This window comes from Desulfosalsimonas sp., from assembly GCF_055149105.1.
This window is the reverse complement of the sequence record NZ_JBSRLA010000053.1, coordinates 1-24928: the sequence shown is the minus strand read 5'-3', so window position 1 is coordinate 24928 and position 24928 is coordinate 1. Positions and strand designations below refer to the sequence as shown.

Annotated in this window: 18 protein-coding genes and 1 tRNA gene; 13 read left to right on the top strand and 6 right to left on the bottom strand. The window is 54.8% G+C overall.

Annotation, left to right across the window (positions count from 1 at the left end; all coding sequences use genetic code 11):
* The first annotated feature begins 197 nt into the window (after positions 1–197).
* Positions 198–1784 (top strand): sensor histidine kinase, encoded by a 1587-nt coding sequence (locus tag ACTCIA_RS12630; RefSeq protein ID WP_463002171.1) that lies wholly within the window; start codon positions 198–200, stop codon positions 1782–1784.
* A complete protein-coding gene (locus ACTCIA_RS12625; RefSeq protein ID WP_463002170.1) occupies positions 1781–3175 on the top strand; it encodes a sigma-54-dependent transcriptional regulator in 1395 nt (464 codons plus the stop codon). The genes ACTCIA_RS12630 and ACTCIA_RS12625 overlap by 4 nt, the downstream gene beginning before the upstream one ends.
* 110 nt (positions 3176–3285) lie before the next feature.
* Here the strand turns inward: ACTCIA_RS12625 and ACTCIA_RS12620 are convergent, their stop codons facing one another.
* The 3 genes from ACTCIA_RS12620 to ACTCIA_RS12610 form a co-directional block, all read right to left on the bottom strand.
* Entirely contained in the window at positions 3286–3570 is a 285-nt protein-coding gene (locus tag ACTCIA_RS12620; RefSeq protein WP_463002169.1) for an integration host factor subunit alpha, read from the bottom strand.
* On the bottom strand, positions 3570–3788 hold the full coding sequence (locus ACTCIA_RS12615) for a hypothetical protein (RefSeq protein ID WP_463002168.1): 219 nt from the start codon (positions 3786–3788) through the stop codon (positions 3570–3572). The genes ACTCIA_RS12620 and ACTCIA_RS12615 overlap by 1 nt, the downstream gene beginning before the upstream one ends.
* A gap of 385 nt (positions 3789–4173) precedes the next feature.
* Positions 4174–4249: transfer RNA gene (locus tag ACTCIA_RS12610), tRNA-Thr, on the bottom strand.
* Between the two features lie 71 nt (positions 4250–4320).
* Here ACTCIA_RS12610 and mfd point away from each other — a divergent pair.
* The 11 genes from mfd to ACTCIA_RS12555 all read left to right on the top strand — a co-directional run bounded on the left by mfd (position 4321) and on the right by ACTCIA_RS12555 (position 19214).
* Positions 4321–7866, top strand: coding sequence for a transcription-repair coupling factor (gene mfd, locus ACTCIA_RS12605; RefSeq protein ID WP_463002167.1), 3546 nt, complete (start codon positions 4321–4323; stop codon positions 7864–7866).
* Between the two features lie 33 nt (positions 7867–7899).
* Entirely contained in the window at positions 7900–8871 is a 972-nt protein-coding gene (locus ACTCIA_RS12600; protein WP_463002166.1) for a SurA N-terminal domain-containing protein, read from the top strand.
* Between the two features lie 50 nt (positions 8872–8921).
* The gene (locus tag ACTCIA_RS12595; protein ID WP_463002165.1) at positions 8922–9722 is read left to right on the top strand and encodes a RodZ domain-containing protein; all 801 of its coding nucleotides are present in this window, start codon (positions 8922–8924) and stop codon (positions 9720–9722) included.
* Entirely contained in the window at positions 9722–11077 is a 1356-nt protein-coding gene (mgtE, locus tag ACTCIA_RS12590; RefSeq protein ID WP_463002164.1) for a magnesium transporter, read from the top strand. Before ACTCIA_RS12595 ends, mgtE begins: the two co-directional genes overlap by 1 nt.
* 3 nt (positions 11078–11080) lie before the next feature.
* Positions 11081–11848: a DNA repair protein RecO gene (gene recO / locus ACTCIA_RS12585; RefSeq protein WP_463002163.1), complete on the top strand. Its 768-nt coding sequence runs from the start codon at positions 11081–11083 to the stop codon at positions 11846–11848.
* A gap of 28 nt (positions 11849–11876) precedes the next feature.
* Positions 11877–12935 carry a GHMP family kinase ATP-binding protein gene (locus tag ACTCIA_RS12580; RefSeq protein WP_463002162.1) on the top strand — a complete coding sequence of 353 codons (1059 nt, stop codon included), beginning with the start codon at positions 11877–11879 and terminating at the stop codon, positions 12933–12935.
* A gap of 115 nt (positions 12936–13050) precedes the next feature.
* On the top strand, positions 13051–13926 hold the full coding sequence (gene glyQ, locus ACTCIA_RS12575; RefSeq protein WP_463002161.1) for a glycine--tRNA ligase subunit alpha: 876 nt from the start codon (positions 13051–13053) through the stop codon (positions 13924–13926).
* A gap of 17 nt (positions 13927–13943) precedes the next feature.
* Positions 13944–16025, top strand: coding sequence for a glycine--tRNA ligase subunit beta (gene glyS, locus ACTCIA_RS12570; protein WP_463002160.1), 2082 nt, complete (start codon positions 13944–13946; stop codon positions 16023–16025).
* Between the two features lie 128 nt (positions 16026–16153).
* Positions 16154–16414, top strand: a complete 261-nt coding sequence (locus tag ACTCIA_RS12565; RefSeq protein WP_463002159.1) for a hypothetical protein — start codon at positions 16154–16156, stop codon at positions 16412–16414.
* Positions 16415–16438: 24 nt separating this feature from the next.
* A complete protein-coding gene (ligA, locus tag ACTCIA_RS12560; RefSeq protein WP_463002158.1) occupies positions 16439–18478 on the top strand; it encodes an NAD-dependent DNA ligase LigA in 2040 nt (679 codons plus the stop codon).
* 448 nt (positions 18479–18926) lie between these two features.
* On the top strand, positions 18927–19214 hold the full coding sequence (locus ACTCIA_RS12555; protein WP_463002157.1) for an acylphosphatase: 288 nt from the start codon (positions 18927–18929) through the stop codon (positions 19212–19214).
* Between the two features lie 84 nt (positions 19215–19298).
* On the opposite strand, the gene ACTCIA_RS12550 is transcribed toward ACTCIA_RS12555, so the two are convergent.
* From ACTCIA_RS12550 to smc, 3 genes are all read right to left on the bottom strand, one after another.
* Positions 19299–19571, bottom strand: coding sequence for an HU family DNA-binding protein (locus ACTCIA_RS12550; protein WP_181551311.1), 273 nt, complete (start codon positions 19569–19571; stop codon positions 19299–19301).
* A 269-nt stretch (positions 19572–19840) separates the two neighbouring features.
* Positions 19841–21067, bottom strand: coding sequence for a signal recognition particle-docking protein FtsY (ftsY, locus tag ACTCIA_RS12545; protein WP_463002156.1), 1227 nt, complete (start codon positions 21065–21067; stop codon positions 19841–19843).
* A complete protein-coding gene (gene smc, locus ACTCIA_RS12540; protein WP_463002155.1) occupies positions 21048–24719 on the bottom strand; it encodes a chromosome segregation protein SMC in 3672 nt (1223 codons plus the stop codon). The genes ftsY and smc overlap by 20 nt, the downstream gene beginning before the upstream one ends.
* Positions 24720–24928: the final 209 nt, after the last annotated feature.

Below are 24928 nucleotides of genomic sequence, written 5' to 3'. Positions count from 1 at the left end.
AAAATTCGAGTTTGGCTGATTCGATATTGTTTCGCATTTCGGATTTCGTGCTTCGGATTTATGCTTGAATCCTTTTGGTCTCTGACGGATATCGAAGGTGTACAAACGGGTTCATGCAACTTTTTATGGCGCCATCTGAAATCAGACTTTTTACGGTGCCATCAACTTTTCCGACACCCAATAACCGGATCTGCACGGTGCGTTTAAAAAGCCTGAAAACCGGTATAGCCGTAAATGTGGCCTTTTTGGTGTTTCTATCTGTGGGCCTTACGGATTTTGTGTTTCTCCAGATTGCCGAGCAGAAAATGGTTCACCATCATGTGACTTCTGCCCGTGTGTGGATCAAACAGCTGGCCGGAACCGGGGTGATAGAAAAAATCCGGGCAACCGCCGGCTGGAAAACCGCCGGCCCGGAATCCGGGGGAATTTCAGCAATGCTTGTAAGCGCCGGTAATTCTGAAGTTCAAACTTATGGCACATTTTCCGAGCCGCTCTCAGAAACCATTCGAGCCACCCACAAACAGGCGGTTTCCAGGCAAAAGCCGCAGACCGTTTTTTGCGGCAGAATCTGGGGGGTTCTGGGTCCAAAAAGCCAATATGCCCTGATCTCCCGGCCTGTTCCGGAATCAGGCCGGGTTGTTACCGGTGTTGTGCCCCTTTCCTCGGTTTATGATGCCATGCGCGCAACCCAGAAAATGGCATTTGGTTATCTGCTTTTCAATATTGTTCTGTTGGTATCCTTTGGCGCCTGGCGGATTTCACGCATGGTGATCCGGCCCATTGATCGGTTGATCCGCAATACCGAGGCCTATCAGGCATCCGAACCCCTGGAATGGTTTTCCGAGGTTCAGAAAGATGAGTTCAGCCGGCTGTCTGGGGCCCTCAACCAGATGCTTTCGCGCATCGAAGCCGACCGCAGGCGGCTCAAGCAGTCTTTGGCCTCCCTGGAGCAGGCCAACCAGCAATTAAAAGAAGCCAAAAACGATATTGTCCGTGCTGAAAAACTGGCTTCCATCGGCCGTCTTTCCGCAGGTCTGGCCCATGAAATCGGCAATCCCATCGGTATTGTACTCGGATATCTGGGCCTGCTCAAGACCCGCTGTGTTGCACCGGAGGATCAAACCGGCAAGGATTATATTCAGCGGGCTGAATCGGAAATCCAGCGGGTTCATACCATTATCGGCCAGCTTCTGGATTTTTCCAGAAAATGCGGAAACAAACCGGATTTGATAGATTTTCACGATCTGATCCATGAGGTCGGGGATATGCTTGCCTGTCAGCCCTTGTTTTCCAACATTGATTTTCAGTACTGTCTGGATGCGGAAAACAGCCGGATATATGCGGATGCCGACCAGCTTCACCAGGTTTTGGTCAATCTCATGATCAATGCGGCTGATTCCATCCGGCAGTCAGGCAATGCCCGGGCCGGAGAGATCTGTCTGAGTACCCGCTGCATTTTTGATACCCGGCTTCGAAGGGCCCATGATCCGGCTGCCGGGTTTATTGAATTAAAGATCCGGGACAACGGCGCAGGCATTGATCCGCAGCATATTGAGCAGGTCTTTGATCCGTTTTTTACCACCAAGGAGCCTGGCAAGGGCACCGGGCTCGGTTTGTCAGTGAGTTATATGATCATCCAGCAGACGGGCGGCGACATAACTGTGGCCAGCCCCGAACCCGGGGCAACGGCACTGGTGCTGCGGCTTCCGCTGGCTGCGGGCGCCGGTGAAAGCCAAAGCCGTTCGGAAATTAAAGACAAAGGTGAAAATGGGTGGCAACAATGAATTCTGCCCATGGAAATTGTGACCATACAAGAATCCTTGTTGTGGATGACGAAGCCAATATGCGTCATATGTTAAGCGCATTGCTCGGTGATGCCGGATACTGCGTGGATACGTCCGCAGACGGCCGGGCTGCGCTCGAGCTTCTGGAAACCGGCACGTATGATTACATCTTCTGCGATATCCGGATGCCGAGCATGGACGGTATGGCCTTTCTGGAGGCAGCCGGCTCCAGACTCGCTGAAACCAGCGTGATCATGATGTCAGCCTATGGCACCATTGATACGGCTGTCGAAGCCATGAAAAAAGGGGCTTACGATTATATCTCAAAACCGTTTAAGCCCGATGAAATCCTGCTGGCGCTTAAAAAAGCTGAAGAGCGGGAAAGCCTGAAAAGAGAAAATCGTTTGCTTAAATCCCGCCTTGAACGCATTGCCCAGCCCCGGCAGTTCGGAGAGATGATTGCCGAAAGCCGGAGCATGCAGGCTGTGTTTGAGCTTGGCCAGCGGGTGGCCCAGTATGACATCACGGTGTTGATCACCGGCCAAAGCGGAACCGGCAAGGAACTGATGGCCAGAGGGATTCATACAGCCGGCAAGCGGGCCGGCCAACCCTTTATTCCGGTCAATTGCGCCGGGATTCCGGAAAACCTGCTTGAAAGCGAGTTGTTTGGACATAAAAAGGGTGCTTTTACAGGAGCGGACCGGGATTACAGGGGTTTGTTCGAGGCGGCTTCCGGGGGGACCCTGTTTCTTGATGAAATCGGGGATCTTCCCATGTCCCTGCAGGTGAAACTGCTGCGGGTGCTGCAGGACAGCCAGATCCGCCCCGTGGGCACCACCCGTTCAAAAACCGTTGACACGCGGATTATAGCCGCCACTTCCAAGGATCTAACAGAACAGGCAGAGCAGGGCAATTTCCGGGAGGATCTGTTTTACCGTCTCAATGTAATGCCCATCCATTTGCCGCCCCTGGCGGAGCGGAGCGAAGACATCGCATCGCTGGTGCAGTTTTTCATTGAGCGCTACCAGGCCAGGTTTGAAAAAAAAATTACCGGTATTTCAGCCAGGGCCATGTCATTGCTGATGCAGCATTGCTGGCCCGGCAATGTGCGCGAGCTTGAAAATGTGATCGAGCGTGCCGTTGTGCTGGCCGAAGGCCCGGAACTCGACGAGGACCTGTTTGCCGGGCTTTGCCGGCAGGAAAACAAAAACAGCGGCCTGGATGCCATTACAGCCGGATTTTCTCTGAAATCCGGGCGGCAGGCGCTGGAGCAGGTTCTGATTCAAAAGGCCCTTGCTGAAACAGGCGGAAACCGAACACGGGCCGCACGATTGCTGGAAATCAGTCATCCTTCTTTGCTTAGCAAAATGAAGACTTATGGGATTGAGTGACGCGTGTCTGAGATTTATGCGGCAAATAACAAGCCAGGGCCCCGGGGGGATTGGGGCCCTGGCCGGAAAAAACAAGGCTGAACAGAAAAATTGAGGGCTGAATTGCCGGGTTAACGCCCCTTATTAATTCTTTCCCGAAGCTTTCCCGAGCACTTGAAGGTCACGACTTTTCGGGGATTGAGCAAAAGATCCTCTCCGGTTGCCGGATTGCGGCCCCGGCGTCTTTCCTTTTGCTTGATGCAGAATTTTCCGAAGCCTGATACCAGTACATCCTCATCATTTTCCAGGCTCCGTTTAATGATTTCAAGCAAAGATTCCACGATATCCACGGACTTTTTCTTGGTAAAGCCCAGGTCATTGACCCGCTCGATAATTTTATTTTTGGTCAGTGCCATTATGCCTCCTGGTCTGGCGTTGGGTTGGGGTGACAAACGGTTGTTTCAGCGGTTGCCGGATCTGCTGTCTCAGGTTGTGCGTCGGATTCGGCAAGGCAGTAATGCTGTTTTACCTCTTTTAGAATACGGTTGATCCGGCCGGAAATGGCCTGAATCTCCTCTTTTAATTCCAGGTCATCTGATTTTGCATCATCTGGTTTTAAATCCGGGTGCTGCATAACCGGCCTGTTTTTCTGTGTGATTCCGGATGCTGCGGGTTACTTGGACAATTGGCTGTTGATAAATGATTCTCAAATGAATTTCAAGTATGAAATGATCATGTTTTTATTCTAAATAAACCGATATGAATAATATGTCAAGCGGTTATAGCGATTTTTGCTTTACTGTCGCCGGGTTTTATCCATTTTACGGGCTCATGCGGAAATCACAAAATTGCCAGGAGCCGGGTAAAAGGCTTTGGTTGGAATTGATTTTTTTCCGGCAAGTTTTTATATTGCAAAATTCGGTTTGCCCGGCAGCTGCTTGTGATGTTAGTTATCCAAAGTCAGTTGCACGGCAAATAAAAAAGGTTTCAGCAGAAACCAACTGAAACCCTGTCTGATGTGGAGCCGACGAGCGGAGTCGAACCGCTGGCCTGCGCATTACGAGTGCGCTGCTCTACCTGCTGAGCTACGTCGGCAAAATAAATTTTTTATTACCACGGACTTATAAATTCAGTCAAGTATGAACCTTTATTCATAAATGGAAAAAATGTCAAAAACAACCATCAGCGCCCTGCGGGCGCAGCAAGCAAGCATTATTGAAGATATCGGCCGGCGTCTTGCAGCCGGAACCAGGATTCTTACCTGCACCGGCGCCTCCGGGGGGCAGGTGGCATACCTGGTTTCGCGTCTGGCAAGGCACACCAGGCGGCCCGTGTTTGTGGTGACAGCCAGCATGGCGGAAGCGGAAAATTTTGCCCAGGATCTGAATTTTTTTGCAGGGCCCGGCAGTTCGGAGCCCTGTGTTTTTCCACCGTATAATATCCTGCCCTTTAAACGGGTGTCTTATCACAATGAAATTGCCGCCCGCAGGATCCGCATCCTGTATCAACTGGCCACGGGACACAGGGATGCGGGCCTTGTGGTGGCCCCGGTGGAAACCCTGCTCCAGCGGATTATTCCCCGGCAGGAACTGGCGGATTATGCGGATCTGCTTATGGTCAACGAGGAAACCGACCGCGATGGCCTGGTGGAAAAGCTCACTTCCGGGGGATACAATCATGCTGCCATGGTGGAGGAGCCTGGCGACTACAGTGTCCGCGGTGATATCGTGGATGTTTTTTCGCCCATGTATGAAAATCCCCTTCGCATTGAGTTGTTCGGTGATACGGTGGAGTCCATCCGTCTGTTTTCCGCATCCAGCCAGCGAAAACTGCAATCCCTGTCCGAGGCTGTCATCCTGCCGGCCAGGGAAGCGGTGCTGCACAAGCATCAGCTTCATCATATCATTGATCGCACCCGCAGTCAGCGTCAGGCGTCGGATTTGCCCAAATCCGCGGAAACCGAATTTATCGAGCGGATCCGGGAGGAAGGCATTTTCGCCGGGGTGGAGAGCCTGCTGCCCCTGATTTACGGGGAACTGGACACGGTGTTTGATTATATGCCATCCAATGCCCTGGTGGTCGCCGCAGACACCGGCGCAATTGAAAAAGCCGCGGTTGACAAGCAGGACCTGGCCCGCCGCAATTATGATTCCGCATGCCAGGATCAGCGGATGTGCGTGTCCCCGGAGCAGATCTACCAGGACTGGGATGCGGCAAAGGCATGCCTGGAAAAGCATCAGCAGATTTTGTTCCGGCAAATCGATATTTATTCTCCGGCAAAAGCCCGCACCCCGGATGCCGATCCCATTGACCTTTCCGTGGATGACCTTTCCGATTTGGAGGCCTCCCTTGGCGGGAACCGCCGGGACGAGCAGATCCTAAAGCCTCTGGCCGGGTGGATTAACCAGCACTGCAGCGCCGGCTATACCACCGTGATGGTCTGCCGCAGCAAATCCCAGGCACGTCGCCTGCTTGATTTGATCGAAGCTTATGAAATTCAGCCGCAGATTATATCGGATTTCTCCGAAATGCCGGCTTTTTCTTCTAAGCCGGGCATCTGCATTGGCCGGCTTTCCTCGGGATTTGTCTGGCATGATCAGCGCCTTGCCCTGGTCACGGACCGTCAGATTTTTGGCACCCGGGTCCGGCCCCGAAGCCGAAAAGACGCCCGGCAGACCGTGCAGTCGGCATTTTTGGATTTTGCCGATCTCAACGCCGGGGATCTGGTGGTGCACATGGATCACGGCATCGGCCGGTACCAGGGCCTGGAGAAAATCACCCTGGAGGGGGTGACCAATGATTTTCTGGTGCTGGAATACCGGGGGGGCGACAAGCTGTTTGTACCGGTTGACCGCATGGATATTGTTCAGAAATACATGGGGGTTGACGATGTTGCGCCTGTTGTGGACAAACTCGGGGGCACATCCTGGGCCAGGGTGAAAAGCAAGGCCAAAAAATCCGTGGAAAAAATTGCCGGGGATCTGCTGGATCTTTACGCCAGGCGAAAGGTCCAGCAGGGATATGCCTTTGGGGTGGCGGATTCTTATTATAAGGACTTTGAAGCAGGCTTTCCCTATGAGGAAACCGAGGATCAGCTAAAGGCCATCTCGGATGTGATCAGTGATATGGAATCCGATGTTCCCATGGACCGGCTGATTTGCGGAGACGTGGGCTACGGCAAGACCGAGGTGGCCCTGCGGGCGGCATTCAAGGCGGTCAATGACGGAAAGCAGGTGGCCGTGCTGGTGCCTACAACTTTGTTGGCGGAACAGCATTTCAGGACCTTTTCCGAACGCTTTGAGCGCTATCCGGTTTCAGTGGAAAGCTTAAACCGGTTCCGCACCCGAAAACAGCAGACACAGATTATCGAGGGGCTTAAACAGGGACGGATCGATGTTGTTATCGGCACCCATCGGCTTTTGCAAAAAGACATGGCATTCAAGGACCTGGGCCTGATTATCATTGACGAGGAGCAACGCTTTGGGGTGCGTCACAAGGAAAAGCTCAAAAAAATGCGTACTTCCGTTGACGTGCTGTCCATGACTGCAACCCCCATTCCGCGTACGCTGCACATGTCCATGCTCGGGGTCCGGGACATCAGCGTGATCACCACGCCGCCGGAGCTGCGACATCCCATTATTTCCTATATCAGCGAATTTGACGCCGCGGTCATTGCTGAAGCCATCCGCAGTGAACTGGCCAGGGGCGGGCAGATTTTTTTCGTGCACAACAACATCAGCACCATTGACAACATGGCCCGGCGGCTTTCGGAAATGGTGCCCGAGGTCCGTATGGGCGTGGCCCACGGGCGGCTTGGCGAAGATGCGCTTGAACGGGTCATGTACCGGTTTATCAACAAGGACATTGATATGCTGGTTTCCACCACCATCGTGGAATCGGGCCTGGACATTCCCAACGCCAATACAATGATCATCAACCGGGCCGACCGAATGGGCCTGGCCCAGCTCTACCAGCTGCGGGGCCGGGTGGGGCGGGCCGACACCCAGGCCTATGCCTATATGATCGTGCCCAGGGAGGCGGCTTTGTCCCGGGATGCCCAAAAGCGGCTCAAGGTGGTCATGGAGCACAGTGATCTGGGAGCCGGGTTTCAGATCGCACTAAACGATCTAAAGATCCGGGGCGGAGGCGCGGCCCTGGGTGTTTCCCAGTCCGGTCATATTGCAGCGGTGGGATATGACATGTTTTTAAAGCTCATGGAAGAGGCCGTGGGCCGGCTCAAGGGCGAGGCGGTCACCGAGCCCCTGGAGCCGGAAATCAATATTCCGGTATCCGTGTTTATCCCGGAATCCTATATTGCCGATATTGATCAGCGACTGGCAGCTTATCGACGCCTGGCCAGGATGACCGATTTAAAGGAGGTGGCTGATTTCCGGGAGGAGCTAACGGATCGCTACGGCAAGCCGCCTGCAGAGGCGCTTCACCTGCTGCTCAAGATCATGCTGCGGCTCCTGGCTGTCCGGGCCGGTGTCAGGCGTCTGGATCTGACCTGGGAAACCATGTCATTGAGCTTTTCCGGGATGCATCAGAAAAATCCCCATGGTTTGATGGATCTCGTCCAGTCAGACCCCGGGCGCTACCGATTCACCCCGGACCATGTCCTGTGCGTGCCCATGGGCAAAACCCGGATTAACAGCCTGATGAATGAGGCCAAAAAAATCTTGATGGAAATCGCAACATATGTTAATAATTAAAAATTTTCTTGTATTAAAAGGGGGTTGTTGCGGATGAAATGTTTGTGGGCGTTTTTTGCGGTTGCGGCTGTTTTGCTGACGTTTGTGCCTTTTGCGGGCGCCCGGCCCGAGGTGGTGGACCGCATTGTGGCCGTGGTCAACGATGATATCATCCGGCTCAGGGAAGTTGATCGGCAGCTGGAGCCCGTCAGAAAACAGCTTGAATCCAGGAACCTGTCTGAAGAGCAGATGCGCGAGCAGCTCTATGAGGCGCGCATGCAGTTAATCGACGAACTGATCAACGAGACCCTTGCAGATCAGCAGATCGAAGAGGCCGGGATACAGGTGGGAAAAGCCGAGGTGGATGCCGCCATTGAGCAGGTCAAACAGCGGAATCGCTATACCGATGAGCGGCTGCGACAGGCATTGGAAATGCAGGGAATGAGCATGGAGCAGTATCGCAGCGAACTCCGGCACCAGATTCTTCGAAGCCGCCTGGTCAATCGCAAGGTCAAATCCAGCATTGTCATCACTGACGAAGACATCCAGCGTTATTACGAAGATCATCCTGAAAATTACGGCAGCAGCCCCCGCTACAAACTCAGAAACATCCTTCTGGCAGGACCGGATAAAGATACCAACGATCCTGAGATCCGCCGGCGGATCAATGAAATCCGCGAGCAGGTCAATGAGGGCTCTTCTTTTGGGAAAATGGCGGAAAAATATTCCCTCGCCCCCAACGCAGATGAGGGCGGTGAGCTTGGCGAATTTGCCGTGAATGATCTGGCCCGGGATCTGCGGTCGGTCATTGGGGATTTAGAGGAAGGTGAGGTTTCCGGCGGGGTGGAAACCCGGCAGGGGATCCAGCTTTTTTATGTGGAAAAAATTATTGAGCCCCCGTCTGAACCCCTGGAATCGGCTGCCGCGGAAATTGAAGAAAAGCTTTACAACGAGCAGGTTGATGAAAAATACCGGGCCTGGCTTGAGTCGTTGCGGGAAAATGCCCATATCCGTGTTTTTCGGTAATGCAGGGGGCCCGTATTTGTCAACCTGAGGATCCCTGCGGATAAATTACTTTGGCAACCCGTGCATACATGGAAAACAGGTCGGGCATCGATGCTGCATCCTTTGGCCGATATTTAAAAATCATCCGGGAAAAACAGGGCATTGCCCCGGAAGTCGTGGCGGACGCCATTTGCGTGTCTGTTCGCCAGCTTCGCCACATCGAGGCCGAGGATCATCAACAGCTGCCCGGCGAAGTGTATACAAAGGGTATGTTGCGGGCTTACGCCCGGGAAATCGGCGTGGATCCCGAGGATGTTATCGAGCGTTACAAGCTTCATCGCCAGGCCTATGAGGATGCCCTCCGCAGGGAAAGCGAGGTCCTGGCAGCCGGGAACAAGGCATTTTCCCGGAGCATAATCGCCCTGGCCGTACTGGGGGTGATTATGGTGCTGTCCTTGTATGCTTTTTCACGGATGGAATCCGGTACGGTTTCGGCTCCGGACCGGCAGCAGAAAAGCCCGCCGGCATCTGGGGAAAAAAGCCAACAACAGCCGTCAGGGTTGGTGGATGAAAAACCCGGTATGACAGAAAACAGCGCCGCTCCTGAAAAAAGCCGGTCAGGGCTCCAGCGGCTCGATATTGATGCGGTTGACGAAGTCACATTAAATGTTCGCATTGATGATCAACCTTATACCAAATACCGGCTGGATCCCAATGATCACGTGGAACTGGCCGCCAAAAGCGGTTTTGAGCTGCTGATCAGCAATGCCGCAGGCGTCCGGCTGCGTTTTAACGGCCGGATTGTAAATCTCGGCTCCGAACCAGGCCGATCCGTGAGCATCAGTTTGCCGCAATCCAACGGAAACAGATAATGGCCAGTGAGCGAAACCACATATTGATCGAAACCATCAAGCGGCTGCTGCGCCGGGGGGCCCATGCGCGGTTAAAAAAGATCATCAGCCGGATCCACGCAGCAGACCTGTCCATGGTGTTCTCCTCTTTGTCCGCCTCCCATCAGCGGCAGTTGTTTTCCCTGATCGAGGACCGCGAGCAGCAGGGAAAGATTTTAAGCGAGCTTGATGAAGACATTGTATTGTCGGTAATCGAGGGTGTCAGTGTTTCCGATATCATTGAAATTCTCGACCGGATGCCCTCAGATGATGCGGCCGCGTTTATCAAGCTGCTGCCCGCCGAGCAGGCCGATGACGTGCTGGCCCATATCCGCAAAAAGGGCGATGAGGACGTTGAAAACCTGCTGATGTATCCCGATGATACCGCCGGCGGGATCATGATCCCGGATTTCATCGCCCTGCCCGAGGACATGACCGCAGGCGAGGTGGTTTCCACCCTCCAAAGCAAGGAATACAAAGACATTGAGATGCCGTTTTACGTTTATGTCATCGATGATGACCAGCATCTCACAGGTGTGTGTTCCCTGCGCCAGCTGGTGCTTGTCCAGCCTGACACCCCTTTGAAAAATTTCATGTCCAGGGATGTGATTTCCGTGACCACAGACATGGACCAGGAGGAAGTGGCCAAGATCGTTGCCCGGTATAATTTTCTGGCTGTGCCGGTGGTTGATGAAGAGCACCGCATGGTGGGCCTTGTGACCGTGGATGACGTCATTGATATTTTCCGGGAGGAGGCCACTGAGGATATTTTAAAAATGGCCGGTGTGGGCGAGGAGTTTGTTGAAACCAAGTCCGTGTTCCGCAGTACCCGCATCCGGCTGCCCTGGCTGTTTGCCAGCTGTGTGGGCGGGGTGATCGCCATTTTTGTGATCGGTCATTTCGAGGCCAGTCTCCAGGAAATCTCCTATCTGGCCGCATTTATCCCGGTGATCATGGGAATGGGCGGAAACGTGGGCATTCAGTCCTCCACTATCGTGGTGCGCGGCCTTGCCACAGGGCGGATCCATATCCAGGACCTGTGGCGGGTGGTGTCCAAGGAACTGGCCGTGGGCCTGATTCTCGGTGTTGTATACGGGTGTCTGCTGGCGGGCCTGGCACAGTTTCAGTACAACGTGGTCGGCTTTAGCCTGGCGGTGTCCATGGGGGTTTTGTCTTCCATGACGGTTGCCGCATTGATCGGTTCGCTTCTGCCCATGCTTTTTGCCAGGATCAATGTTGATCCGGCTGTGGCCACCGGACCGTTTGTGACCTCTGCCATTGACATTGTCAGCGTGTTTTTTTATTTCCAGCTGGCCACTTTTCTGCTCGGAATATGAAACATGTCCGGATTTTCCACTCCGGCGATTTTGCTGCGGCGAATTGATCACGGCGACCATGATCTGATCATCACGTTTTTTTCCCGGGAAAAGGGCCGGATTCCGGTTATTGCCAAAAACGCCAAAAAGAGCAGAAAGCGCTTTTCCGGGCTTCTGGAGCCCTTTACCGTGCTGGAACTGGTTTGCCGAAGCCCTAAGCGCGGGGGCATGCCGATTTTGCAGGAAGCGGCCATGCAGACCCCGTTTGCCCAAATCCGTGACGATGTGGTCAAGACCCTGTATGCAAGCTACTGGGCGGAGCTGTTGTGCGGGTGGCTGGAGGAATACCGGCCCCAGGCAAAAATTTACCGCCTGCTGTATTACGCCTTGCGGGGCCTGGACAGAAACCTGGCGGCCCCGGCGGAAATGAGCATTATTTTCCAGGTGCGGTTTTTGACCCTGGCCGGTCTGGCACCCCGAATGGACGGGTGCGTGGCCTGCCAAACACCCCTGGACCGGATGGGATCTTCTGTTTTTTTTGATCTTGAAAAGGGCGGCATTGTGTGTAATGGGTGTGCCGCAGGCAGCAGCCGGACCCGGGTGCGGATCTCTCCGGGAACGGTCAAGCAGGTTGCATGGATCCAGGAAAACGAAATCCGCACGGTCCAGCGGCTGCGGCTGACCGGGTCTGCGGTCAAAGAAGGGCTTTTGGCAATGGAGGCTTTTGTGCCCTATCATCTGGGGCGGGTGCCGCGCAGTTTACGGGTGCTGCAGCAGATGCGCAGGCAGTGAGGTATACCAGGCAAAACAGCAGAGACACATGACAACAGATGCATCCGGAAATTGCAAATCAGCCCTGGTGACGGTATCGGCGCCATGCCGCGTGGATCTGGGCGGCACCCTGGATATCAGCAGCCTGTATTATCCATTGGCACATCTGCAGCCGTGCACCTTTAACATCGCCCTGGAACTGCGCACAAGGGTGCAGGTCCGCGCTGCCGCGCCCGGCCGCATCCGGGTGAGCTCCAGGGGGTTTGAAACAGCGGAATTTTCCATAGACAAGGCGCCTTTTTCTCACCCGCTGGGGCTTATTTTTGCCATTGCCGCATTTTTTCGCACAGACGGGATTCATATTGACATTGACTCGGCCTCTCCGCCCAGAAGCGCCCTTGGCGGCTCTTCTGTTGCGGCTGTGGCCCTGGTGGCGGCTCTGTCCCGGCTCCGGGGCGGCACGAAAGAGCCTGCTCCGGACCGTTTAGCCTCGGTCCTGCTGGCCCACGGCATCGAGCAGGGGCTGGCCGGGGTGCCCTGCGGCATGCAGGATCAATTGGCTGCCGCATACGGCGGGGTCAATGCCTGGCACTGGACCCTTGACAAGGGACGGCCGGGATGGCGGCGGCAGGTATTGATACCGCCTGAAAATGCCGAAAAGATAAACACCAATCTTTTGGTGGCCTACTGCGGGGTGCCCCATGAATCCAAAGACATCAACGGCACCTGGATCAGCCGGTTTCTTGACGGACACGACCGGCCTTGGTGGCAGCAGATCGTTGCGGCCACCCGGGAGTTTGTGGATGCCTTTGCCGACGGGGATATGGCGGGTGCAGCCGGATGGATGAACCGCGAGACAGAACTGCGGCGCAGGATCACTCCTCATGTGGTCGATGAGGTGGGTGCAGCGCTAATTGATGCTGCGGAAACACAAAACTGCGGGGCCCGGTTTACCGGCGCCGGCGGCGGGGGATGTCTGTGGGCGCTGGGTCCGGCAGATGCCATTGCCTTGCTGAGGCCGCAATGGGAGGCAATCGTGTCCGGCCGGACCGACGGGGACATCCTTGAAGCCCGTGTGGCTGCACAAGGCCTCCATGTGGAATCCTGAAGTTTTCCGGCGGGTTTGTTTGACCGGCACTTCCGGTCTGAGATCTGCCGGATATACAATATGAAGGTTTGAAACAAATCACAGGCAACAAATCACATGCAAGCGGGAAATAAAAATGAATTTTCAAGACGTGATACTGACATTGCAGCGCTTTTGGGCCCGCAAGGGCTGCGTGCTGGTTCAGCCCTATGACATGGAGGTGGGTGCGGGCACCTTTCATCCGGCCACCCTGCTTCGCGCCCTGGGACCGGAGCCCTGGAACGTGGCCTATGCCCAGCCGTCGCGCCGGCCCACTGACGGCCGCTATGGGGACAATCCCTACCGGCTCCAGCATTATTATCAGTTCCAGGCCTTACTCAAGCCCTCGCCGGCCAATATTCAGGATATGTTTCTCCAGAGCTTAAAAGCGCTGGGCATCGATGCCATGGACCATGACATCCGGTTTGTGGAAGATGACTGGGAATCGCCCACACTGGGCGCTTCGGGACTGGGCTGGGAGGTGTGGCTCGACGGCATGGAAATCACCCAGTTTACCTATTTCCAGATGGCCGGCAGCATCGAGGTCCACCCGGTGTCCGTGGAAATCACTTACGGGGTGGAGCGCATATGCATGTTTTTGCAGGGTGTGGACAATGTCTATGACCTGCGGTGGAACGATTTTCTGACCTATGGCGACATTGACCACCAGCAGGAAGTCGAGCAGTCCACCTATAATTTTGAAATTGCGGATGTGGAGATGCTGCAGAAATGCTTTGCCCGGTTTGAGGCTGAATCAAAGCGCACCGCCGCACAGGACCTGGTTTTGCCGGCCTATGAATACTGCCTGAAATGCTCCCACACGTTTAATCTGCTCGAAGCCCGGGGGGCCATCAGCGTTACCGAGCGAACCGGCTATATCGCCCGGATCCGCAACCTTGCCCGCAAGTGCGCTGAAGTGTATTTAAAGCAGCGCGAGGCCCTTGGATATCCCATGCTCAAAGCCAGCAAGTGAAACATACAGGTGTGAAAATGAAACCTTTGCTCATTGAAATCGGAACCGAAGAAATTCCGGCCGGTTATATTGTACCTGCCCTAAACGCCTTTTGCCGGCGGCTTGTGGACCGGCTGACGGCTCTGCGCATTGACTGCGGCCAGGCCCGGGTCTACGGCACCCCGAGGCGGCTTGCGGTGTACATCTGCGATGTTGCCGATCGTCAGCAGACAGTGGTCTCAGAACTGACCGGTCCGCCCGAGCGGGTGGCCTTTGATGAAAACGGCCGACCCACAGTGGCGGCCCGGAAGTTTGCTGAAAAAAACGGTGTGTCTGTTGACAAACTGGAGATCAGGGAAACCGGAAAAGGCCGGTATCTCTGCGCGCGCAAAACCGAGCGCGGCCGGCCCACCCCGGCGGTGCTAAAAGAGATACTGCCGGAAATCATCACGGCCATCCCCTTTCCCAAGACCATGCGCTGGGCCGATCTGCGCGTGGCCTTTGCACGGCCCGTGCACAGCCTGGTGGTGCTCTATGGACAGCGCGCCGTGTCCGTATCTTTTGCCGGTGTCAAAAGCGGCCGGCATACCTTTGGCCACCGGTTTTTAAAGCCCGGTAAAATCCGCCTTCAATCCCCGGAACAGTACGTGGATGCCCTGGCCGGAGCTTGGGTAATGGCGGATATGGATCAGCGGCGGGCGGAAATGCAAAAGCGCATGGCCCGGGCGGTAGAGTCAGCAGGCGGCCGGATTGTCGAGGATATGGAACTGGTGGAGGAAAACACCCATCTGGTGGAATTTCCGGAAGTGGTGCTGGGCCATTTTGACGAAAAATTTCTGGAACTTCCCAAGCAGGTGCTGGTAACCGCCATGCGGGAGCACCAGCGCTATTTTGCCGTGGTCAATGAAAATGATGAGATCTTGCCCCATTTTATTGCGGTCAACAACAACGTGGCCCGTGATATGCAGGTGGTGGCAGCAGGCCATGAACGGGTGCTGCGGGCCCGCCTGGAAGACGCGCGGTTTTTTTTCCACGCGGATTTAAAAACCTCTCCGGAAAACATGGTGGAGCGGTTAAAATCCGTGATATTCCAGGCCGAGCTGGGCTCTGTCTATGACAAGACCATGCGCATCCGCAGGCTGGCCAATCTGCTTGGCAGCCGACTGGGCCTGGATGCAACGGGTCTGGCCCACGCGGACCGGGCGGCATTTTTGTGCAAGGCCGATCTGGTCAGCCACGTGGTCAATGAGTTTCCAAAGCTTCAGGGGGTCATGGGGCGTATCTATGCCAGGCGGGCAGGGGAGGCAGAGCCTGTGGCAGAAGCTATTGAGCAACATTACCGGCCCACATATTCCGGCGGCGAGCTGCCCTCTGCCGTGACCGGTGCGGTGTTGTCCATCGCAGACAAGATAGACACCATTTGCGGTTGCTTTTATCTGGGCCTGGTGCCCACCGGCGCCTCGGATCCCTATGCCCTGCGCCGCCAGGCCATCGGCATTATCCAGACCGCCATGGACCAGGATCTGGATTTCCGCCTGTCTGAATCCGTTGGCTGCGCCCTGGAAATGCTCGGGGCCGCCGGGGAACACTTGGAAACCAAAACAGCGGAAGTCTGCGGTTTCATGGAAAACCGCATGGCCTTTCTGCTCGAAGACGCTCATATTGCCCGGGATCTGGCAGCAGCGGTGATATCGGTGTCCGCAGACCGGATCCCGGATGTGCGGCAGCGGGCAGCCGCCCTGCAGCGCCTGAAATCCGAACCGGATTTTCAATCCCTGGCTGTGGCATTTAAGCGGGTGGTCAACATCATCCGCAAGGCTGATTCTGCGGATACAACCGTTTCTGAGATTCGGGTACAGATGTTTGCCGACCCGGCTGAAACCGCCCTGCATGAGGCTTTGCTGGAGGCGGAAAAAACCGTGTCCCGGCTTTTGGCGCAAAAGGACATGGACGCGGCCTTTGCCCGGATCGCAGGATTAAAGCCCCGGGTGGATGCGTTTTTTGATACGGTTCTGGTTATGGACGAAAACCCGGAAGTGCGCAAAAACCGCCTGGCCCTGCTGCAGCGGATTTCAGACTTGTTTGCCCGGCTGGCGGATTTTTCAAAAATTTCCACCTGAACTTTTACGGCGCCATCTAAAAACTTACTTTTTACGAAACAATCAATTGTGAGCGTTTCACTTAAACAAAAAAACCGCAGGTGTGCTTGATTCACCTGTAGCGGCAATATGTGTAAGGAGGCATTTGCATGGCAGGATATGATCCGGAAAAGGACAAAGTGCTCAAGAAATGGCAAAACGAAGAAACCGGGCTTATTGTTTCCATCAACCAGTACGGAGAAGGCGAGCCCAAGGTGCAAATCGGTCCGCGCATTTTGAAAAAAAAGGACGGCACCGACCGGGCCCCGGCCAAGGCCGGCCGCCTGAGCATGGAGGACCTCATGTGGCTCTATGACATTATCGATGAGGTCAAAGACGAGCTCACCGAACACGTCAACCCCCTGGACTGATACGCCGCTGAAGCGAGGCATTTGATGGGCCCCACACCTGATGATTCCGTCCGCAAACGCGCACAGCAGTTGAGCGAGCAGCTACGGCACCACAATTATCGGTATTTTGTGCTCGATGATCCCGAGATCTCAGATGCCCGCTACGACCGGCTCATGCAGGAACTCCTGGAGATCGAATCCAACTGGCCGGAACTGGCCGCACCGGATTCCCCCACTGTTCGGGTGGGCTCCGCCCCTCTTGAAAAATTTGAGACCATTGCCCATTCCGTTGCCATGCTCAGCCTGGACAAAGGGTTTTCCGCAGATGATATCCAGGCCTTTGATCAGCGGATTCGCAGGGCCCTGAAAACCGATTCGCCGGTACGCTACACAGTGGAGCCCAAGGTGGACGGGGTGGCTGTGGAACTGGTCTACCGCAACGGGGTTCTGGAAACCGCTTCCACCCGCGGTGATGGCTATACCGGCGAGCTTATCACCCCCAATGTGCGCACAATCGGGGAAGTCCCTCTGCGCCTGGAGGAAAAACAAGGGCTTTCCGTGCCATCCCTGTTGGAAGTCCGCGGGGAGGTCTATATGGAAACTGCTGATTTTAAAGCCCTTAACCAGTGGCGCCTGGAAAATGATTTTCCCCTGTTTGCCAACCCGAGAAATGCTTCTGCCGGATCCTTGCGGCAGCTGGATTCAAAAGTTACTGCAAAACGGCCGCTGAAGATTTTTGTCTACGGCATCGGCCGGGTGCAGGGCCCGGAATTGACCGGCCACTGCCAGGCCCTGGAGTTTCTTGAAAAACTGGGGTTTCCTGTTAATCCATTGGTGCGATGCGGCCTTGACGCAGACCGGGCTGTTGGGTTTTTTCACGAGCTTGACGCCATGCGCACGGATCTGCCCTATGAGATCGATGGTCTGGTGGTGAAAGTGGATGCCTATGCACTCCAGCAGCAGCTGGGCACCACCTCCCGGAGCCCGAGATGGGCCGTTGCCATCAAATTCGCCGCCCTGCAGGAGCAGACCCGGGTGGCCGACATTATCGTCCAGGTAGGCCGCACCGGTGCCCTGACACCGGTGGCTGCGCTCGACCCGGTAAGCATCGGCGGGGTGACCGTGAGCCGGGCAACGCTTCACAACGAAGACGAGGTTGCCAAAAAGGACGTGCGAATCGGGGATCGCGTCCTGGTGCAGCGCGCCGGTGATGTGATCCCGGAAATCGTCAAGGTGATTGATTCGTGGCGCACAGGGGAGGAAACACCATTTGAAATGCCGGAGTCCTGCCCGGTATGCGGAGCCAGGGCCGTCCGGCTCGAAGACGAGGCTGTTACCCGGTGTATCAACCGCAACTGCCCGGCCCAGCTCAAGGGCAATATCCGGCATTTTGCCGCCAAAGGCGCCTTTGATATCGACGGGCTGGGCAAAAAGCTCATTGACCAGCTTGTGGACCGGCAGTTGATTGCATCCATAGCCGATATTTTCCGACTGGATGTCAAGACCCTGGAGGCCCTTGACCGCATGGGGCCCAAGTCCGCCCAAAATCTGGTGGATGCCATCGCCCAAAGCCGGCGGATTGCTTTTTCGCGTTTTGTCTATGCCCTGGGCATCCGGCATGTTGGCGGGTACGGGGCCAGGCTGCTGGCGGCCCGGTATGAAACCATTGAAGCCCTGGCCTCTGCGGACTCCCGTGAGCTTGAGGACATTGATGGTCTCGGGCCGGTGGCGGCTGCCAGCATCACCGAGTTTTTCAGCCGTGGGGAAAATCTTGAGATCATCCGGACGCTTCAGGAACTGGGCGTTGAGATTGTGTCTGAAAAGCAGGATGCCGGCGAAACCGCAGACCGCCCACTGGAAGGCAAAACCTTTGTGCTCACCGGCACCTTGTCCGCCATGACCCGCAATCAGGCCAGGGAAAAAATTGAATCGGCCGGCGGCCGGGTATCGGGTTCGGTGAGCGGCAAAACCGATTTTGTGGTGGCCGGCGAGGCTGCCGGCTCCAAGCTGGAAAAAGCCCGGCAGCTGGGTGTCACCGTTCTTGACGAGTCGGGATTTCAGGCATTGATCCGGGACGCCGGATAAATTGACGGATCAATTTCGGCAGTGTATGGCACTGCACCCGGGGTTGAACCATTTATGACAATGCATTATTTTTTGATGGAATCGTAAAAAACTTTTTACCGCGTCCGCTGTTTTTGCAGGAAGGAAGTCCTGCGGTCGGCGTCGGTTTTTTCGCTCCTGATCGTTTTTGCGGATTTATCAAATGTCTTCGCTTAAAATTTACAAATTCGCTTTGGCTTCCTCAGACAGTTTGAAATTTTCACGCAAAAACGCTCAATGTCGCTTCAAAAACCGACCCCGCCCTTGGACTTCCTTGGAAGCGTTTCCCCCGGGCCGCCGCCCGGGACCGAAAACTGCAAATAACTTTTTGCCGGATGATTCAAAGCTTTATTTTATTTTTTTGAACCTTGAACATTGAACCTTGAACTTTGAACTTTGAACGAAGTTATTTAGAAGGAGTGATGGGAATATGGCAGAAAAAAAGGCTGTGCGTGCGGTGATTAAGGGTAATGTCCAGGGGGTTTGTTACAGGATGGAAACCGCCCGGGCTGCAGAGGAGCACAAGGTCAACGGCTGGGTGAGAAACCGGGCTGACGGTACGGTGGAGGCCGTGTTTGAAGGCGAGGCCAAAAATGTGGACAACATGCTCAATTGGTGCCGCCAGGGCCCGCCCGGGGCCTCGGTGACAGATGTGGAAGTGGAGGAAAAGCCCTATACCGGCGAGCATTCGGATTTTACCATCCGCAATACCCATTAGGGCGATATAAAAAGGCGGTTCCCACAATCAGGGATACCGCCCTTTTAATACCGGAAATCGAAAAAATTTTTGTGACCGCGTAAACTAAACCGTTTCCCGCAGCTGTTTGCCGGGTTTGAACTTGACCACGTTGCGGGCCTTGATCTTGATGGGTGCACCGGTCTGGGGATTTCTCCCGGTTCTGGCCTTGCGCCGGACTTTCTGGAATGTGCCAAAGCCCACCAGCGTGACCTTCCCGTCTTTTTTCTTCAATGACTTGGACACGCCGTCCATGAAGGAATTGAGTGCTGCGGTGGCGGCAACCTTGGAGATGCCCGCATCCTTTGCCATCTTTTCAACCAGTTCTGCTTTTGTCATGACTTTCCCTCCCTCTTTTGTTGCGGTTTATCAAAAAGCCCTGATTTTATGATAACTTAAAAGAGGTTTTTTTACTTGTCAATACATAAAATGCGATTTTCATAAATTTTTCCAAAAAAATTTATCCGGCAGGCCTTATCTGTACTGTGTTTGGAAAACCATCAAAGTCCGGATTCTTGTTTCATCCCTGTGTACCATTTTCCAAAAATGTATCTGCCCACCATGCGGGCGCCCCCGAATGAGCAATGCCGAAAAAGCAATTTGTCCTTCTAGAAAAGCGCGTCAATAAAGGCTTTGGGATCAAAAGGCTGCAGGTCTTCCATGTCTTCTCCCACCCCGATGTAGTGAATCGGAAGCCTCATGGCATCACAGATGCCCACCACGATGCCGCCTCTGGCAGTGCCGTCGAGCTTGGTGAGAATCAAACCCGTAACCCCGATGCCTTCATGAAACATTTTTGCCTGGGCCAGGGCGTTTTGCCCGGTGGTGGCATCCAGGACCAGAAGCACCTCATGGGGGGCGCCGGGCAGTTTTTTGCTAATGCTGCGCTTGATTTTTTTCAATTGTTCCATGAGGTTGACCTTGGTGTGCAGCCGGCCGGCAGTGTCAATGATCACCCGGTCAATATTTCTGGAAATACCGGCTTCCACCGTGTCAAAGGCCACGGCTGCAGGGTCTGCGTTTTCCCGGTGGGCCACGATGGCCGCATCGGCGCGCTGGGCCCAGATGGTGAGCTGTTCCACAGCCGCGGCCCGGAATGTGTCAGCCGCACCGATGAGCACGCCGGCTCCCTGGCAGCGGTATTGAAAGGCCAGTTTGCCGATGGTGGTGGTTTTACCCACGCCGTTGACACCAACCACCATAACCACATGGGGTGTTTCTGCTGCCGGTGCCGGCTGCGGCACGTTTTCAAAGACTTTTCGCATTTCCTGCTTTAAAAAGGCCCGGAGTTGCTCAGGGCCGGAAATTTGAGCGGCATTGGCCTCGATTTTGCCGATGAGTTTCATTGTTGTGTCCATGCCCACATCAGCGGTAATCAGGGCTTCTTCAATTTCCTCCATGTTTTGCCGGCCAAGAACGCTTTTATCGGCAAAGGCCTGCTCCAGCCGGCCGGCAAGGGACTTTCGGGTTTTGCCGAGGCCGGTTTTAAGCCGGTCCATCAGCCTTGCCGGCTCCGGGGCGACCGGTTCGGCGGCCGGCGGGGGATGTGTTTCAGCCCCGGCCGGACCGGGTTGTTCAATTTCCTGTTTGGGCTCGGGTTCGGGTATTTCGTGGAAGTCCGCCGGTTGACCGGACATAATTTCTTCGGTTTGGGCCGGGTCCGTCCGGGTTTCTGCGCCAGGACATTTTTCAGCTTTTTTTCGCCGCCGGATGATATCAATGAGCAGGATCAAAAGCAGAAGGGCAAGCCCGGCGCCGATGATTTCCTTATACCAGCCCGTGGCCTGCAGGGATGCATAAAATCGCCGGCAGAAGTCAGTTAAGTGCTGCAGCATGATCGCTTCCTTTGCTGTGGTTGCCGTGGGTGTTTTGTTTGCTGATTTGCAGTGCCTGCGCTACGTTTACCGATATGACCCGGGACACCCCGCTGCCGGCCATGGTCACCCCGAAAAGAATGTCTGAGAACTCCATTGTCTTTTTGTTGTGCGATATCATGATGATCTGGGTGTTTTCACCGATGATTTTCAGCAGCTCGTTGAAACGTTCCACATTGATATCGTCAAGCGGGGCGTCGATTTCATCGAGCAGGCAAAAGGCCGCGGGATTGAGAAAAAATATGGAAAAAATAAAGGCTATGGCAGACAGGGCCTTTTCTCCGCCGGAAAGCAGGCTCAGACGGGTAACCTTTTTGCCGGGCGGGTGGATCATCAGCTCAACGCCGGTTTCCATGGGCTTGTCCGGCTCGGTGAGTTCCAGCCATGCCGCCCCGCCGTTAAACAGCCTGGGAAACAAACCGGAAAACTGCCGGTTGATCGCTTCAAAGGTTTCCAGAAAAAGCTTTCGGGTGATCCGGTTGATTTTTCGGATCACGTTTTCCAGATCCCCCAGGGCCTCCATGAGGTCATCGCGGTGGCCGGCCAGGAAATCATAGCGCTGCTTCCGGGATTCATATGCCTCGATGGCACCGAGGTTGACCTCGCCCATTGCATTGATTTTCTCTCTGGTGTCTGTTCGGGTTTTTTCGGCTTTTTCAATGGAGAAATCCGCGGCCAGAACCTGATCCCGGTATGCGGTGCGCACCTGCTCAAAGGCGTCTGCGTATTTTTCCAGAAACCGGTTAACGATGTTTTCCTGGTTGATACGGAGTCCTGACAGGTCGAGTTCGATCTGGTGGATTTTTTTGCGGATCTCTTCCAACTCACTCTGAGTGCCGGAGATGGTGGCATCGGTTTTTTTCTGCCGGCCCACCAGGGACTGGTAGTCGGACTGCCGGGTCCGGAGGTCTTCCTGCAGGCCTGCCATTTCCTGTTTGTGGTTTTTGAGCTGTTTTTGTCCCTCCTGAATCTGCCCGGCGGCCTGATCGGCCTGCTGCTGCTTGTTATCCATTTCCTGCTGAATTTCGGAAATCCGGTTGGTGCTTTCCTCCCTGAAGCTTTTGAGCCGGGATACCGTGCTTTGCGCGTTTTCCAGCTCCGCAGAACGCCGGGTGACTTTAAGCTTGATATCCATCCGGGCGTTTTGCTGGACCCGGATTTGTTCCTCCAACTCCCGGATTTGCGTCTCTGTATCCCGGATTCCGGATTCCAGATCGCTCATCTGCTGGTCGATTTCCGCCAGAATATTGTCGTGCTCGGCCAGTTCCTGGCGGATATCTTGCTTTTCGCCTTCCAGGCGCTGCTGTTCCAGGGTGGCCACCTCCAGCCGGCGGCGGGCCTGACGCAGGGATTCGCCTGTTTTGTATAGCTCCTTGTCCATTTCCACCAGGTTTGTCTGGCACTTGTGACTGGCCTCAGTGAGCCGGGCCAGGTCATTTTCATGGCTCCGGACGGACTTTTCCAGGTTTTCCTGAAAACCTTTGGCTGAATCCAGTTGCTGGTTTGTATCGGTCAGGTTTTGTTCCAATTGCCGGATTTCCTGCTTCTTTTCCAGGATCCCGGCAAGCCGGTCCTTGCTGCCGCCGACAACCATACCAGGGGCAGCCGCCATATCCCCGTCCCGTGTGACCAGAATACGAATGCCCTTTTGCGGGTCTATCAATGAACGGGCGGTTTGCAGGTCGTCACAGACGCCCACGCCGGAAAGCAGAGAATGGACAACAGGTTCAAATCCCGCCCGTGTGCGGACATGGTCCTGGAGGCGGGTGACCTTTGGGGCCTCGTGTGGTGCTGTGTCCGGATTTGTTTCCGGATTTTCGGGGTGTTGCCGCCCGGGTTCCAGGAAAATAAAACCACTTCTGCCGGCGTTCTGATGTTTCAGAAAGTCAATGGCCCGGATACCGGATTCCGCGGCCTTGACCACGATGTATTGCAGGGCTTCGCCAAGGGCGGCTTCTGCGGCTTGTTCATACCCGGGATCCGGTTCAATGAGATTGCCCACGATATCCAGGCATTCCGAGGGGTCAAATCCGTTTTTACCGGCCGGGGTTTGCCGGGCCTGCATGATCGCCCGAACCCCGTCCTTGTACCATTCAAAGTTGGATTCCATCCGCTTGAGCACCCCGAGCTGGGATTTGATTTGCGCCCGGCTCTGCTGCAGCTCATTGACGGTTTTGATCTGGGCGTGGAGTTGTTGGCTTTGCTCTTTTAACAATTTGCGGCAGGAGCTGATTTGGCTTTCCAGCCGGCTTCTTTCCTGATCGAGCGCATCCTGGCGCTGCTGCTGATCGGCTTCGGTTTCCGCTAGTTCGGCAGTCTGATCGGCGGTTTCGTTTTTTTCCTTTTCCGCCTGCTTGAGGCGCCGTTTGATCTGTTCCTTGTTGGAAAGCGCGGTGCTGTAAACATTGTTGTATTTTGCCTGCCGGGCCGACAGCCGGGACTGGTTTTTTTTATGGGTTTCCAGTTGCTGTTTTAACTCCGCAAGCCGCTGTTTGTCATCGTCGGATGCGGATTCCTGTTGGGCCAGGCTGGATAGCAGTTCCTGAATTTCTGATTCCAAAGACTGTGCTTTTTCCCCGGCCTGTTGGATTTCGGTTTCGATTTGCTGATTCTTGTGGCGGGTTTTCTCCAGGGACTCCTGCAATTGGGACAATTCCCGGGTCAGTCGGGATTGTTCATCCTCAAGGTGCTGCAGCCGGCTTTCTGTTTGATCAATGCTGCGCTGCAGGTCGGTTTTTTGGTTGCGCAGCCCGGAAAGGGCTTTTTCTTCATGTGTGCGCCGGGCTTCGATTTCCTGCAGGGCGGCATTTAACTGTTCAAGGTTTTCGGTGTTGAGTTCGTCCTTTTCCTTAAGACGTTGGAGCAGTTGCCGGTTTTCGTTGATCCGGCGCTCGTATTGTTCATAATAATACACCGAGATGAGCATGTCCGCGTGCTTGAGCCTGTCCATGCGCGCATTGTACTGCCGGGCCGTTTCTGCTTCCTGCTCAAGGACTTCAAGCTGTTTTCCGATTTCGTCGAGAATGTCGTTGATCCGGTCCAGATTCTGGCGTGTGGATTTGACCCGGGCCAGGGCCTCCTGACGCCGGGTTTTGTAGCGCATAACCCCGGCGGCTTCCTCGATAAAGGTCCGCCGCTCCTCTGCTGCGGCATCCGTTATGGCCCCGATGTTTCCCTGCTGGATAATGGCGCATGACCGTGCTCCCATGCCGGAACGAAGAAAAATATCACTGATGTCTTTTAACCGGCAGGGCTGCTTGTTGATCATGTACCGGCTTTCACCTGAGCGGTAAAGACGGCGGGTGACCATGATTTCTTCATATGCGCTGACAGAAGCAGGGGTTTGTTCTGAAATGCCTGTGAGCGTCAGCGACACTTCTGCCATGTTCACGGCCGCTTTTTTGTCCGTTCCGGAGAAAATCACGTCCCCCATGGATTTGCCCCGCAGCTGCTTCACACTTTGCTCACCCATGACCCATTTGATGGCATCAATGATGTTGCTTTTGCCGCAGCCGTTGGGGCCCACCACCGCGGATATGCCGGGCGGAAAGACAATGGTGCATCTTTCGGCAAACGACTTGAACCCATAGATGTCAATGCGTTTGAGCTGCATGGAAAAGGCCTTTATCGATTGTAAAACAATGGCGGGAAAACATGCATTTTACAATTGATGAACAATGATGGCACCGCAAAAAGTCCAATATCTGCGTTACGCGCAATTTCTCAGAATTTCACGTACTGATAAGTACGCTGCATTCTTCGAAATCGCGCAAGCCTTGATCTTGAACTTTTTACGGCGCCATCTGAAAATCGACTTTTTAC